This window comes from Clostridium saudiense (assembly GCF_000577815.1).
GTDB classification, from domain to species: Bacteria; Bacillota; Clostridia; order Clostridiales; family Clostridiaceae; genus Clostridium; species Clostridium saudiense.
In genome coordinates this window covers 22,338-37,582 of sequence record NZ_CBYM010000015.1, presented here as the reverse complement: position 1 = coordinate 37,582, position 15,245 = coordinate 22,338, and the positions used below count along the sequence as shown (strand labels likewise).

The following is a 15,245-nucleotide window of genomic DNA, read 5'->3' as shown; positions in this document are numbered from 1 at the left end:
ATTATTAAGTCTAGAAATTTATAGATTAATGGAGGAAATGAAAGGTGAAACAAAGGACTAAAATAATATTAGAAGAGTTGAAAAAAATGTATCCTGATGCAAAGTGTGAATTAAATCATGAAACTCCATTTCAATTATTAGTTGCAACTATTTTATCAGCTCAAACAACTGATAAGAAGGTAAATGAGGTTACTGAAGATTTATTCAAGGAGTATCCAGACGTGGATGCATTTTTAACTTTATCGATAGATGAGTTAGAAAATAAAATCAAACAAATAGGCCTTTATAGAAGTAAGGCAAAAAATATATTAATTATGTGCAATCAGTTAAAAAGTAAGTTTAATGGGGAAGTTCCAAGAACTATGGATGAAATAACGAGTTTAGCAGGTGCAGGAAGAAAAACAGCTAATGTAGTTTTATCAAATGCATTTGGAGTTCCTTCAATTGCTGTTGATACTCATGTGTTTAGAGTGTCTAATAGATTAGGACTTGCAGATTCAGATAATGTACTTGAAGTTGAAAAGCAATTACAAGCAGAATTGCCTAAAAAGGAATGGAGTCTTACGCATCATCTGTTGATATTTCATGGTAGAAGAATGTGTATAGCAAGAAATCCAAAGTGTGGAGAGTGTCCATTTACTAATAGATGCAAATATTTTAAAGAGCAAAAAGCAAAAAAACATTAAATGTTATAAGCATATATTGATTACAAGCTTTGTAATTATAAAAAGTTTTATATGATATAATTATTAAAGAATTATTTTCTTTTTAGAATTCAAAAATATGTTTTATAATATATAAAATTTTATATAAAATCAGAAAGATATATTTTGCTCTAAAAGAGATAATTATTAAATTAAATGCAATTGTAGGAGGAAATGAATGAAGGTTGGAGTAATAATGGGAGGAATTTCATCAGAAAGAGAAATTTCACTTAAAAGCGGTAATTCTATAGTAGAAAAAATAGATAAAACTAAATATGAGGTAATACCTGTAGTAATAGATAATAAAGAAGATATAATAACAAAAGTTAAAGGCCTTGATTTTGCTTTATTAGCTCTTCATGGAAAATTTGGAGAAGATGGAACTGTTCAATCTGTACTTCAAACTTTAGATATACCATATTCAGGATGTGGACCAATTAGTTCAGGCGTATGTATGGATAAAGATTTTACAAAGAGAGTTTTAAAAGCAAATGATATTAGAACAGCTAGATGGATAAATGTTTCGTCTGTTGATGAAATTGATTATGATAAGATTGAGGAAATGGGATATCCTGTATTTGTTAAGCCTACTAATGGAGGATCAAGTGTTGCAACATTTAAAGTAAAAGAAAAAAGTGAAATAAGAGCAGCAGTTGAAGAAGGCTTAAAATGGGATTGTGAAGTAATGATTGAAGAGTTTGTTGAAGGAGAAGAAATAACTTGTCCTGTATTTGATGGTGAAATGTGGCCTGTTATAGCAATAAAACCACATTCAGATTTCTTTGATTATACTCAAAAATACGCAGCAGATGGAGCAGATGAAATTGTTGTTCAACTAGAAGAAAATCTTCATAAAGAAGTTGAGAAAATGGCATTAGATACTTATAAGGCATTAAAATGTCAAGTTTATGCTAGAGTTGATATGATAGTAGATAAAAATGGAATACCATATATATTAGAAGTCAATACTTTACCAGGAATGACTCCAGCAAGTCTTTTCCCTAAGAGTGCTGCAGCAATAAATATTAGTTATTCTGGATTATTAGATAAGATTATAGAAACATCTATGAAAGTAAAAAGAAGTCATTAAGATAGTTAATAGTTTTGAGTTAATTAAGTAAAAAAACTAGAATCATATTTTTATGATTCTAGTTTTTTTATTGTATTTAGAATACCACAGGTCAGACCTGTGGTTCCGGAAAGATTCTAGCGGCCAAGGTAGATGGGTTTTAAATTAGTAGTTAATGAGTAAATTTAGATAAGTTGAATTAAAAAATATATATTTTAAAAACTCCATTAGGAGTTTATACCTTAACTATTAATTATTCACTATTAACTGTTAACTATCAAAACTTTGTAACAATAAATAAATTTTAAAATAGTATAATACTAAGGAATTTTATTTATTGGAGGGCTTATGCAAAATAGAACTGATAAAAGTCTATTTGGTATAGATATTAATGAATATTCACAAGGGGTGGATTTTTCTGTTCTTGCAACAACTATAGACTTTTTATACCTAAGATCTTCAGGGTCAGCCTCAGGACGGTTTAGAGTTGATAAGAAATTTTTAGAATTTGCAGGTAAAGCTAGAAATTTAAAAATACCAGTTGGAGCATACCACTTTGGAGTACCTAGTTATGATCTAACTACAGCTGATTCTCAATGTGATGATTTTATAAATATACTTCAAGAGGGATTTGGAGAAAAAGATTATGGAGATTTATTTCCAGTACTAGATGTTGAAACACCTACTGATAACTCAATTTCTACATCAGCATTGATAAATTGGATTGATAGATTTAGAAAAAGATTCGAGAAAAAGACTAGAAGAAGATTGATGCTTTATACAGGTGTATTCTTTGTGGAAATGTATAATAATTTTTATATACCTAATGAAGGATATCCATTAAAGAATATGATTTTATGGATTGCTCATTATACTGCAATTCCTGGCAATGCACCAGTTCCACCTGATGTAGGGGGATGGACAAGATGGAGAGTATGGCAATATAGTGAATCAGCTACAGTAGGAGGAGTTACTAGTAAAGTAGATGCCAATTGGGGACCAGATAGTATAGATTTATTAACTCAGCCTAGAAATGTTGCAGGACTTACTGTTAGTAGAAAAGGAAATATTTTAAATGTTAGTTGGAAAAAGAATACTGACACTGATTTAGTTGGATATAATATTTTTGCAAATAATTACTGGATAGGAACAGTAGATGCAAAGGATACTAGTTTTTCAATTAATATAAATCAATTACCATTTACCGTAAAAGGAACAATAAAAATAAGTATTGAAGCCTTTGATAAAGATGGTGAAACATCAAAAAATAGAAGCAGTTTTACAATATAAGTGAGCTTCTAAATCTTCGATTTAGTTAAGCGAACTTACTCATCCGACGGTTAGGAGGAGGAGTTTCATTTGAAAAATGCTTCTAAATCTTCGATTTAGTTAAGCGAACTTGCTTGAAGCTCCAAATTTTCAATTTGGCCAGCTGAAAGTACACTTTAGTGTACTCATCCGACGGTTAGGAGGAGGAGTTTCATTTGAAAAATGCTTCTAAATCTTAGATTTAGTTAAGCGAACTTGCTTGAAGCTCCAAATTTTCAATTTGGCCAGCTGAAAGTACACTTTAGTGTACTCATCCCACGGTTAAGGAGGAGCTTTCCTTAAAAAAAGAATGGCTTTCACATTGTTTTGCATATAAAAATAGAATTTACAAATAATAAATGAATGTAAAACGATAAATAAAGCCATTTTTATTGTTGTTTTTTATTATATTAAAAAAATTGGAATGATTTTATTAATTGTATTAAATTAAATAATGGAATATAATTAATATATAATGCAATTATAAGCAATTATAGATATTTTTTGTGGGAGGAGTGAAGGCGTGAACACTGAAGAATCGAAAGATGGTAAATTAAAAGCTGCTATGTCTAAAAATAAGAAACTAATAATTATAATAGCAAGTATTGTAGTATTGGTTACAGGGATATGTGGTGCTTATGTTTTGAGTGTCAAAAACAAAGTTGAAGCATGGAATGATAAAATATATCCTGGTGTACAAGCTTATGGAATAGATTTAGGTGGTAAAACAAAAGAAGAAGCAATAGATTTAATTAATACTCAACTACTTTCTTTAATTGGTGATAAAGTAATAAAGGTTTCAGTTGGTGATAATTCATTTGAATTAAAATATTCAGATGTTAATCCAACAGTAAGTGCAGATGAGACTGTGGAAGAAGCTTTAGAATATGGAAAAGATGCCAAATTATTTGAAAAAAAGAAAATGATAGAAAATGGTGTAGAGGTTAATGTTGATACTGTATTAAGCTATGATGAAGAAAAAGTTAATGAATTTGCAAACAACGTTAATAATCAAGTTAAAGTTGAGGCAGTAGATGCAACTATTTCGATTAGTGGCAGCAATATATCAGTTACTCAAGAGACTAATGGAAAGCATATAGATGTAGAGGGTTTAATAAATGAGATAAAAGGTTGTATAGACCCAGATCCAGAAAAGGCAGAAGAAGTAAGTGTTGAGTTACAAGAGTATTCTCCAAGGATTACAGCGGAGGCATTAAATAAAATTAATGGAATAATGTCATCATTTTCAAGTACATTTAGCCAAGCAGATTCTGGAAGAGTTGAAAATTTAAGAATAGCTACTGGATATATTAATGGAACATTATTAATGCCAGGTGATGAATTTAGTTATAATAATACTATTGGACCAACAACTCCAGAAAGAGGATATAAAGAAGCAAATACATATGTAGGAGCAACAATTGTCCCAGGATATGGTGGAGGTGTATGTCAAGTATCAAGTACGCTATATAGAGCAGTAATACAAGCTAATATAAGATCAACTGAAAGAAGAAATCATTCAATGACAGTTGGATATGCTAAGCCAGGACTTGATGCCACAGTTGCAGCTGGATACATAGATTATAAGTTTGTAAATACTTATGATTTCCCAGTTTATATTCAAGGGTACTTATCAGGAAATCAAGTAGTATTTAATATTTTTGGGAATAAGGAAGCTATGGGTGGAAAAACTTATGAGCTTGTTAATGAAATATTAGAAACTTACAATTATGGTACAGAAGAAGTTAAAGATGCTTCATTAAATGAAGGAACAAGAATTGTTAAATCAGCAGGAGCAAATGGATGTAAGGCAAGTGGATACTTAGTAACTTATGAAAATGGAGTTCAAATAAATAAAGAGCTTATATCTACAGATGTTTACTCAGCAAGAAATGAAGTTGTTAGTGTTGGTACGAAAAAGGTTGAAGCTCAAGTAGAACAACCTGCAGAAACAACACCAGAACAGCCAACTGAAGAAACACCAGCAAATTAAATAAAAAAATTTACATAATAAAATATTGTAAATTATAAAATGGTCATAATATATGTTAGGGACGAAATATAAGTCAATAACATTATATTATGACTTTTTTTTATAAAATAAAAAACCTTTTATAAGTATAAGTTATAAAATATAATGTATGGTTTTAAGGAGTAAAGTTGGAAGGTAAGGAGTTTTATATGAAATATAAGATGGTATGCATAGATATGGATGGCACTTTGTTAGGGAGAAGAAAGGGAATTTCAGAAGAAAATAAAAGAGCAATAAAAGAAGCGCATGATATGGGAGTTGAAATAGTTGTAACTACAGGCAGATTATATAATAATGCATTGTATTTTTCGAAATTTTTAGGTGTAGATTCTCCTGTAGTAGCAGCTAATGGTGCTATTGTTATAGATCAAAAAACTAATGAGGTTATATATGAATGTTCTATTCCTAAGGAAGAATGTATTAAAATACTTGAGATATTAATAAAATATAATACTTTCTTTCAATTTAATACGAAAGACACTATTTACTGTAATAATTGGTTAACTAAAGTATCGACGCAGTGTTATATGACAAAACAAGTGTGTTGTGAACATTTAAATGTAAAATATATAAATGTTAGAAGTAAGGAGGAATGGATAAGAATATTTAATAATGAGGATATGGATAAGTCCATTGTTATAAGCCCCTTTAAGTCCACTATATTAAAAATTAAAAATGAAATAAATAGTTTGAACGATATTGTTAGTTTTTCATCAGGAGGACATAGCTTAGAAATTAATTATGGAAATGCATCAAAAGGAAATGCAGTTAAAGCATTAATAGATAAGTATAATATTAGTGAAAAAGAGTTGATTTGCATCGGAGATAATGAAAATGACATGTCGATGATTGAATTAGCAGGACTAGGAATAGCAATGGGGAATGCAATTCCAAAGATTAAAAATATAGCAGATTATATAACTGATACTAATAGGAATGATGGAGTTGCAAAGGCTATTAATAAATTTATATTAAAAGAAAAATAGTTTAAATAATTGTTATAATAATAGCATAATATATAATATAAAGAATAATAATTATCTATTCAAAAATTAACAAACTGTAAAATGCTTTGACTATTAAAAGACTATATAGTATCATAAAGTATATATAAATAGTGTAAAGTAAGATGTTATATCATCTTACTTTTTGTTTTGGAAGGTGAAATCTTTGAATTTAAATATAGTTTTATATCAACCAGAAATACCGCAAAATACTGGAAATATAGCAAGAACTTGTGTTTTAACAGATTCAACACTTCATTTAATAAAACCTTTAGGGTTTAGTATTGATGATAAGGCTGTTAGAAGATCAGGTTTAGATTATTGGAAAGACTTAAAATTAGAAGTGCATGAATCATATGAAGAATTCATGGCTAAATATGGAGATAAGAGAATATTTCTAGCTACTACTCACGGAGGAAATATATATTCAGATGAAAAGTTCCAAAAGGGAGATTTTATAATGTTTGGAAGAGAATCATCAGGTGTTCCTAATGAAGTACATAATGCACATATGGGAATAAGAATACCTATGATACAAACTAGCACAAGAAGTTTAAACTTATCAAATACGGTAGCAATAGTAGCTTATGAGGCGTTAAAACAGATTGGTTTTCCCAATATGAAATAATAATAATAGGGGGTACTTGTATGGAAAAAATTAAGATCATTACTGATAGTACTTTAGACTTACCAGCAGATCTTGTTAGGGAAAAGGGAATTGAAGTTTTACCTTTATTAATTAACTTTGGAGAAGAAAGTTACCTAGATGGAGTAGAAATAAATACACATGATATGTTAGAAAGAATAGAGAAGGAAAATATTCTTCCTACAACAGCTCAAGTTACACCAAGCAGATTTGAAGAAACATTTAAAAAATATTTAGATGAAGGATATAAGATTGTAACATTAACATTATCATCAGAAATGAGTGGGACATATCAATCAGCATGTATAGCAAAAAATATGTTAGAAAGTGATGATATAGTTGTAATTGATTCTAGGAATGTAACATCTGGATTAGGTGTTTTAGTATTAAAGGCATGTGAATTTAGAGATAATGGAGATAATATCTTTGAAATTGAAGAAAAAATTAAAAATTTAATTCCAAAGGTTAAGAGTTCTTTAAGTTTTGAATCACTAGAAAACTTAGTTAGAGGTGGAAGACTTTCTAAAACAGCAGGAACAATTGGTAGTGTTTTAGGGTTAAGACTTATTTTAGAAGTAAAAGATGGGCAAATGGCTGTCAAAGATAAAGTTAGAGGTAGTAAAAAAGCTTTAAAGAAAGTTATTTCTGATTTTGAAAATGGAAATGTTGATTTTGATTCTCCAATAGTAATAGATGAAATTTTAAATGAAGAAATATATGAAGGACTTAAAAAGTATTTTGAAGAAAAAAATATAGAGTATATTCATGGAATAGTTGGATGTACGGTGGGAATACATTCAGGGACTAAAGCATGTGGAGTTTTCTTTATTGAAAAATAATGTAATAGCAAGTAATAACTTTATAGTTATTCTTGCTTATTTTTTTATATTAATTGGAAAAAATTTAATGAATAGATATACATAATTAGTATAAAATATAATAGTAAACTTATAAAAGATGATTTTGAAAGCTGGTAAAACATAGATTTGGTGAGAGTAAAAACTCATTATAAGCAAAAAAAAGAAAAAAATATAAAAAAAATTACTAGAAAGACTTTCAAATTTTAGATATCTGTTTTATAATAATAAATGTGGGACATAAAAGTCATTGCTGGGACGTTTTTAGTCCAAAGGAGGGTCTGTGGTGCAGGAAATATTAGAGTTGCAAAGAAAGATAGTTCCTGAGCTAGTGGAAGTCCTGGAAAAGCGATATAATGTTTTAAGGACAATTTATTATAACCAACCTATTGGAAGAAGGATGCTAGCAAATGAACTTAATCTTGGCGAAAGAGTAGTTAGAAATGAAATTGATTTATTAAAATCACAAAGCTTAATAGAAATTAATACCCCTGGTATGACAGTTACAAAAGATGGACAAAAAGTATTAGATGGATTAAAAGAATTTATCTATGAAATTAAAGGGTTAAACGATATTGAGCAATGTATTAAATCATTTTTAGGCGTAAAAGATGTTGTTATAGTTCCAGGAAATGTTTATGAAAATCCAGAAACCATTAAGGAACTAGGTAGAGCAGCAGCTAACTATATAAAGAATCTTATTAAAGATAAAGATATAATTGCCATAACTGGAGGAAGCACAATTAAAGAAGTGGTTGAAGCTTTTCCAAAGGTAAATAATGTTTCAGATGTTCTTGTTATTCCTGCTAGAGGCGGAATGGGAAGAAAAGTTGAAAGTCAAGCTAATTATCTAGCAGCATCGTTAGCAAATAAACTTGATGGAACTTATAGATTATTACACATTCCTGAAAATGTAAGCCATAAAGTATTAGAAGGACTTCTTAAAGAAAAACAAATAAAAGAAGTTATTGATACTATTCATAATGCTGATATTTTAATTTATGGAATAGGTAATGCAATTCATATGGCTAAAAAGCGTGGATTGTCAGAAGAATATATAAGTAAACTTCAAGAGTTAGGAGCAGTTGGTGAAGCTTTTGGATGTTATTTTAATAAAAATTCAGAAGTTGTTTCAGAAAATACACCAATTGGAATAAATATTAATGATGCTAAAAAAATTAACACGCATATTGCTGTGGCTGCAGGAGAAAATAAAGTGGAAGCTATTATTGCAGCTGAAATGAATAATTCAAATGCTGTTTTAGTAACAGATGAAGCTGCAGGAAGAAAAATTGCTGAATTAATTAAGTTAAATAAATAATACTTAATTAGAATAAAGTTTGTTAATTAAGATATTTCAACATATTAATTACGATTTAAAATTTAATTTTAAATATATAATATCTATTTTTAGGAGGTAATTGTAATGGTAAGAGTTGCAATAAACGGTTTTGGACGTATAGGACGTCTTGCATTTAGACAAATGTTTGGAGCAGAAGGGTATGAAATAGTTGCTATCAACGATTTAACAAGCCCAAAAATGTTAGCTCATTTATTAAAATATGATTCAGCACAAGGTAGATACGCTTTAGGTGATACAGTTGTTGCTGGAGAAAATTCTATCACTGTTGATGGAAAAGAAGTTAGAATATATGCTGAAGCTGATGCTTCTAAATTACCTTGGGGAGAAATTGGCGTTGACGTAGTTTTAGAATGTACTGGATTCTACGTATCAAAAGCTAAATCTCAAGCTCACATTGAAGCAGGTGCTAAGAAAGTTGTTATATCAGCTCCAGCTGGAAACGACCTTCCAACAGTTGTATTCAACGTAAACCAAGATATATTAACTGCTGAAGATAACATAATTTCAGCTGCATCTTGTACTACAAACTGCTTAGCTCCAATGGCTAAAGCTTTAAATGACTACGCTACAATCCAATCAGGAATAATGTCAACAATCCACGCTTACACTGGAGACCAAATGATCTTAGATGGTCCTCAAAGAAAAGGTGATTTAAGAAGAGCTAGAGCTGGGGCTGTTAACATAGTACCTAACTCAACTGGAGCTGCTAAAGCTATCGGATTAGTTATTCCAGAATTAAACGGAAAATTAATCGGTTCTGCACAAAGAGTACCAGTTCCAACTGGATCAAGCACAATCTTAGTTGCAGTTGTTAAGGGTGAAAATGTAACTGTAGAAGGAATCAATGCTGCTATGAAAGCTGCTTCTAACGAATCATTCGGTTACACTGAAGAAGAATTAGTTTCTTCAGACATCATCGGAATCAAATACGGTTCATTATTCGATGCAACTCAAACAATGGTATCTGAAATCGGAGAAGGATTATACCAAGTTCAAGTTGTTTCATGGTATGACAACGAAAACTCATACACTAGCCAAATGGTTAGAACTATTAAATACTTCGCTGAATTAGCTTAATTTTTAATAGATAATTATATATACGGATTAGATGCTTACAAAAGCACTCTTATAAGATCCTAAAATGGGTCCGGTCTCTAAGGCATACTTATAAGACCGGGCCTATTTTAAAATTATAGATAAAATTATGAATAAATTATGAGGTGAAAAGAATGAGCTTTAATAAGAAAACAATTGAAGATGTTCAAGTTAACGGTAAAAGAGTTTTAGTAAGATGTGACTTTAACGTTCCATTAAAAGATGGAGTTATCACTGATGAAAATAGATTAGTAGGAGCTCTTCCAACAATCAAGTACTTAGTTGAAAATGGAGCTAAAGTTATACTTTGCTCTCACTTAGGAAAAGATGCTTCTAAGACTTTAGCACCAGTTGCTGTAAGATTAAGCGAAATGTTAGGTAAAGAAGTTGTTTTCGCTAGAGATGAAGAAGTTGTTGGAGAAAATGCTAGAAAAGCTGTTGCTGATATGAAAGACGGAGACGTTGTATTATTAGAAAACACTAGATGCAGAAAAGAAGAAACTAAGAACGGAGAAGAATTATCTAAGGAATTAGCTTCTTTATGTGATATCTACGTTAATGATGCATTCGGAACTGCTCACAGAGCTCACTCTTCAACTGAAGGTGTTACTAAGTTTGTAGATACAGCTGTATGCGGATACTTAATCCAAAAAGAATTAAAATTCTTAGGGGAAGCTGTAAACAACCCAGTTAGACCTTTCGTTGCTATATTAGGTGGATCTAAGGTTTCTGATAAAATAGCTGTTATCAACAACTTATTAGAAAAAGTTGATACAATCATCATTGGGGGAGGAATGGCTTACACATTCTTAAAAGCTCAAGGATATGAAATCGGAACTTCTTTATGTGAAGATGATAGAATGGACTACGCTAAGGAAATGATAGCTAAAGCTGAAGCTAACGGTGTTAAATTCTTATTACCAGTAGACCACAGAATTGCTGATGGATTCAAGGATGTTGAAGCTACAGTTACTGAAGATCAAAACATTCCAGCTGGATTCATGGGATTAGATATCGGACCTAAGACAGAAGCTTTATATGCTGACGCAATTAAAGATGCTAAGACTGTTATCTGGAACGGACCAATGGGAGTATTCGAATTCGAAAACTTCAACAAAGGAACAATTGCTGTTGCTAAGGCTATGGCTGATGCAGATGCTACAACAGTTATCGGTGGAGGAGACTCAGCTGCTGCTGTTAACATCTTAGGATTCGGAGACAAAATGACTCACATCTCTACAGGTGGTGGAGCTTCATTAGAATTCTTAGAAGGTAAAACTTTACCAGGAATCGCTGCTTTAAACGATAAATAAGAGCTGTTAATAGTTAAGTAATAAAGTCTGCTTTGGCTGACTTTAGAAAAATATATTTTTTAGAAACTGCATTAGCAGTTTCTAACTTAATTATTAATTAAAATTTTGAAAAATTTTTTATAGAGGTGAATACAATGAGAAAAGCTATTATCGCTGGAAACTGGAAGATGCACTACACTCCAGAAGAAGCTGTTAAAGTTATAAATGAATTAAAACCATTAGTTAAGGATGCTACTTGTGATGTAGTAGTTTGCCCTACTTTTGTTTGTTTAGATGCTGTATTAAAAGCAGTTGAAGGATCAAACATCAAAGTTGCTGCTCAAAACATGCACTTTGAAGAAAAAGGAGCTTTCACTGGTGAAGTTGCTCCAGGAATGTTAGAAGCTATGGGAGTTAGCTATGTTGTTTTAGGACATAGTGAAAGAAGAGAATACTTCAACGAAACTGATGAAGCTTTAAACAAGAAAGTTAAAGCTGCTTTCGCTCACAACTTAACTCCAATCCTTTGCTGTGGAGAAACTTTAGAGCAAAGAGAAAATGGAACAACTAACGAAGTTGTTGGAGCTCAAATCAAAGCTGATTTAGAAGGTTTATCACCAGAATTAGCAGAAAAAGTTGTTATAGCTTACGAACCAATCTGGGCTATCGGAACAGGAAAGACTGCTACAGATGAGCAAGCAAACGAAACAATAATGGCTGTAAGAAGCGTTGTTGCTGAAATGTTTGGTCAAGAAGTTGCTAACAAAGTAAGAATCCAATATGGTGGATCAGTTAAGCCAGGAACTATAAAAGCTCAAATGGCTCAATCTGATATCGATGGAGCTTTAGTTGGTGGAGCTAGTTTAGTTGCTACTGATTTTGCTCAAATCGTAAACTACTAGAATTTAATAAAAAAAAGAAATCCTCTGCTAGGGATTTCTTTTTTTATTAAATTATTTAGAATCAATAGTTTTCTTAAGAAGTATTTTACTTATATTAATCATATATTCATTATAGTTATATAAATTGTTTATAGAATTTGAAAGTTGATCTAAGGCTAATTTTATTGATTCTATTTCATTACATATATCTATTGATGAATTCTCTAAACATTTCTTTTCAATATTAATAAATTCATTAATGATTGATGATAATTCATTTTTACAATCATTATAGTTTTTTGACATTTCTAAATTGTTAAAGTCGACAACATTCAAATAATTAATTAATGTAGCATTTTGAATTAATTGGTTTCGTACTTCTTTTATTTCCTCAGCATTATTTTGAAAGTTGAAAAATGTTTCTAATGTACTAATTGAATCAGATAAAGTTGAAGATTCATCATTACTATTAGAATTAGTTGTATTAGTTGATGTTAAGGAAGTAAAACTATTACTAATATTCTTAGAGTTATTTATGAATTTTTTTGCAAGTAGTGGAGGAATAGCCATTAAAGCAGTAAAGATACTACTAATCCAACTTATAAAAGTTTTTTGATTACCAATGGATTGCGAAATATTATTTGATGATTTTTCAAGAGAATCCCTATGAGCAGCTATAAGATTACTAACAGAGTGAAGAATTTTTAACTTAGCATTATTAGAATTGGTAACAAGGGTTTCAAAATCTTTTGAAGCAGGATAAGTTATACTACTATCAAAAATTGTTTGATTTATGGAATCATAATCTTTAATTAAATCAACAAGTGTATTTTTATCTTCTGTTGATATTATTCCATTATTTAAAAGTGTATCTGAATAATCATAAGCATTGTTTAAGTTAGTTTCATAATCATCTTTATATTTTGAATTGCCTGTTACTATAAAAGATTCTTGAGAATCACTCATTTCAGTTATTGTAGTTTTAAAGTTATCAAGCTCAGTTATTGTATTCCTAATATTATCTGAATTATTTAAAGTATTTGATAGCGAAGAATTGTTATAAAATACAAAGAGATTTAATGTCACAATTAGCGTTATTGCTAGAATTATAATATAAATTAAAAGCTTTTTCATAATAAACCATCCTTTGTAGATATTCTAATTCATTATATGAAAAGAAATAAATATTAAGTGACTTTAATAAATAATAAAATAATTATTGATAAAAATGCTAAAAATAAATTATCAGAAAATTTTTTAGACAATCGTTTACAAAAAAGTATCTATATTGTTTAGAAATAATAATTATAGTATAATAAAAATGGTTCAATAAGAATACTAATGACGAGTGAGATTCAGAGAGGACTTAAGCTATATGATGAAACTCACAAGGTTATAAGTCTTTTTGAAACTAAAAAGTATTTATATATTTGGAGGGAATTATGGCTAAGAAACCTGTAATGTTAATGATATTAGATGGATTTGGAATTGCTCCAGAAGGTGATGGAAACGCAGTTGCAGCTGCTAATAAACCAAACTTTGATAAATTAGTTGCAAACTATCCTCACTCAGAATTACAAGCAAGCGGAATGTTTGTTGGATTACCAGATGGACAAATGGGTAATTCAGAAGTAGGACACTTAAATATTGGTGCAGGAAGAATTATATACCAAGAATTAACAAGAATAACTAAAGAAATAAACGAAGGTGGATTCTTTAAAAATGAAGCATTATTAAAAGCTATGGAAAATGCTAAAAAAGATAATAGTGCATTACACTTAATGGGATTATTATCTAATGGTGGAGTTCACTCTCATATAGATCACTTAAAAGGATTATTAAAATTAGCTAAAGAACAAGAAGTTAAAAATGTATATGTTCACTGCTTTATGGATGGTAGAGACGTTGCTCCAGGTTCAGGAAAAGACTTCGTTGTTGAATTAGAAAACTACATGGCTGAAATCGGAGTAGGTAAAATTGCTTCTATTTCAGGAAGATACTATGCAATGGATAGAGATAACAGATGGGAAAGAGTACAATTAGCTTATGATGCAATGGTACTTGGAAAAGGTGAAACTGCTACATCTGCTGTTGAATGTATGGAAAAATCTTATGCTGATAACAAATCAGATGAGTTCGTATTACCATGCGTTATCGAAGAAAATGGAGCTCCAACTGGAACAATAAAGAATGGGGATTCAGTAGTATTCTTTAACTTCAGACCTGATAGAGCTAGAGAAATAACTAGAGCTATAAACGATAAAGAATTTGCTGGATTTGAAAGAGAAACTTTAGATTTAGTATTTGTAACAATGACTCAATACGATAAGACTTTAGAAGGTGTTGAAGTTGCTTACAGACCAGAAGCAATAACTAATACTTTAGGTGAATATGTTGCTTCTAAGGGATTAAATCAATTAAGAATAGCAGAAACTGAAAAATATGCTCACGTTACATTCTTCTTCAACGGTGGTGTTGAAAAAGAAAACGAAGGTGAAGATAGGGCTCTTATTGCATCTCCAAAGGTTGCAACTTATGACTTAAAACCAGAAATGAGTGCACCAGAATTAACTGATGAATTAATAAAGAGATTAGATTCAGATAAGTATGACATGATTATATTAAACTATGCTAACCCAGATATGGTTGGACATACTGGAGTAATGGAAGCTGCTAAAGCTGCTGTTGAAGCTGTTGATACATGCTTAGGAAGAGTAGTTGATAAAGTTTTAGAATTAGATGGAACAGTATTTATAACTGCTGACCACGGAAATGCTGAAACTATGATTGACTTAACAACAGGAAATCCATTTACAGCTCACACAACTGATCCAGTTCCATTTGTATGGGTATCTAACCACACAGAAGGTAAGTCTTTAAAGGATGGAAAACTTGCTGATATAGCACCAACAATGTTAACAGTTATGGGATTAGATGTTCCAGCTGAAATGTCAGGTGAATCTTTAATAAAATAGTATTTTAGGAGAGGGGGAA

General features: G+C 30.4%; 13 protein-coding genes. 12 read left to right on the top strand and 1 reads right to left on the bottom strand.

The window, feature by feature from the left end:
- Window positions 1–44 precede the first annotated feature (44 nt).
- The 11 genes from nth to tpiA all read left to right on the top strand — a co-directional run bounded on the left by nth (window position 45) and on the right by tpiA (window position 12,272).
- Window positions 45–686 carry an endonuclease III gene (gene nth / locus TY07_RS09115; protein ID WP_042398463.1) on the top strand — a complete coding sequence of 214 codons (642 nt, stop codon included), beginning with the start codon at window positions 45–47 and terminating at the stop codon, window positions 684–686.
- A 196-nt stretch (window positions 687–882) separates the two neighbouring features.
- Window positions 883–1,794, top strand: coding sequence for a D-alanine--D-alanine ligase (locus TY07_RS09110; protein WP_042398460.1), 912 nt, complete (start codon window positions 883–885; stop codon window positions 1,792–1,794).
- A 327-nt stretch (window positions 1,795–2,121) separates the two neighbouring features.
- On the top strand, window positions 2,122–3,063 hold the full coding sequence (locus TY07_RS09105; RefSeq protein ID WP_042398457.1) for a glycoside hydrolase family 25 protein: 942 nt from the start codon (window positions 2,122–2,124) through the stop codon (window positions 3,061–3,063).
- 541 nt (window positions 3,064–3,604) lie between these two features.
- A complete protein-coding gene (locus TY07_RS09100; RefSeq protein ID WP_070098860.1) occupies window positions 3,605–5,074 on the top strand; it encodes a VanW family protein in 1,470 nt (489 codons plus the stop codon).
- Between the two features lie 188 nt (window positions 5,075–5,262).
- Window positions 5,263–6,099 carry an HAD family hydrolase gene (locus TY07_RS09095; RefSeq protein WP_042398594.1) on the top strand — a complete coding sequence of 279 codons (837 nt, stop codon included), beginning with the start codon at window positions 5,263–5,265 and terminating at the stop codon, window positions 6,097–6,099.
- Between the two features lie 184 nt (window positions 6,100–6,283).
- Window positions 6,284–6,745, top strand: a complete 462-nt coding sequence (locus tag TY07_RS09090; protein ID WP_042398454.1) for a tRNA (cytidine(34)-2'-O)-methyltransferase — start codon at window positions 6,284–6,286, stop codon at window positions 6,743–6,745.
- A gap of 20 nt (window positions 6,746–6,765) precedes the next feature.
- A complete protein-coding gene (locus TY07_RS09085; RefSeq protein ID WP_042398451.1) occupies window positions 6,766–7,602 on the top strand; it encodes a DegV family protein in 837 nt (278 codons plus the stop codon).
- A 304-nt stretch (window positions 7,603–7,906) separates the two neighbouring features.
- On the top strand, window positions 7,907–8,941 hold the full coding sequence (locus TY07_RS09080) for a sugar-binding transcriptional regulator (RefSeq protein WP_042398448.1): 1,035 nt from the start codon (window positions 7,907–7,909) through the stop codon (window positions 8,939–8,941).
- 105 nt (window positions 8,942–9,046) lie between these two features.
- Window positions 9,047–10,060, top strand: coding sequence for a type I glyceraldehyde-3-phosphate dehydrogenase (gene gap / locus TY07_RS09075; protein WP_005211699.1), 1,014 nt, complete (start codon window positions 9,047–9,049; stop codon window positions 10,058–10,060).
- Between the two features lie 152 nt (window positions 10,061–10,212).
- Window positions 10,213–11,391, top strand: a complete 1,179-nt coding sequence (locus TY07_RS09070; protein WP_042398445.1) for a phosphoglycerate kinase — start codon at window positions 10,213–10,215, stop codon at window positions 11,389–11,391.
- A 134-nt stretch (window positions 11,392–11,525) separates the two neighbouring features.
- Window positions 11,526–12,272, top strand: coding sequence for a triose-phosphate isomerase (gene tpiA / locus TY07_RS09065; RefSeq protein WP_042398442.1), 747 nt, complete (start codon window positions 11,526–11,528; stop codon window positions 12,270–12,272).
- Between the two features lie 51 nt (window positions 12,273–12,323).
- On the opposite strand, the gene TY07_RS09060 is transcribed toward tpiA, so the two are convergent.
- Window positions 12,324–13,385 carry a CHASE3 domain-containing protein gene (locus tag TY07_RS09060; RefSeq protein WP_042398439.1) on the bottom strand — a complete coding sequence of 354 codons (1,062 nt, stop codon included), beginning with the start codon at window positions 13,383–13,385 and terminating at the stop codon, window positions 12,324–12,326.
- A gap of 308 nt (window positions 13,386–13,693) precedes the next feature.
- On the opposite strand from TY07_RS09060, the gene gpmI reads away from it, so the two are divergent.
- Window positions 13,694–15,226, top strand: a complete 1,533-nt coding sequence (gene gpmI / locus TY07_RS09055) for a 2,3-bisphosphoglycerate-independent phosphoglycerate mutase (RefSeq protein ID WP_042398437.1) — start codon at window positions 13,694–13,696, stop codon at window positions 15,224–15,226.
- Window positions 15,227–15,245 lie beyond the last annotated feature (19 nt).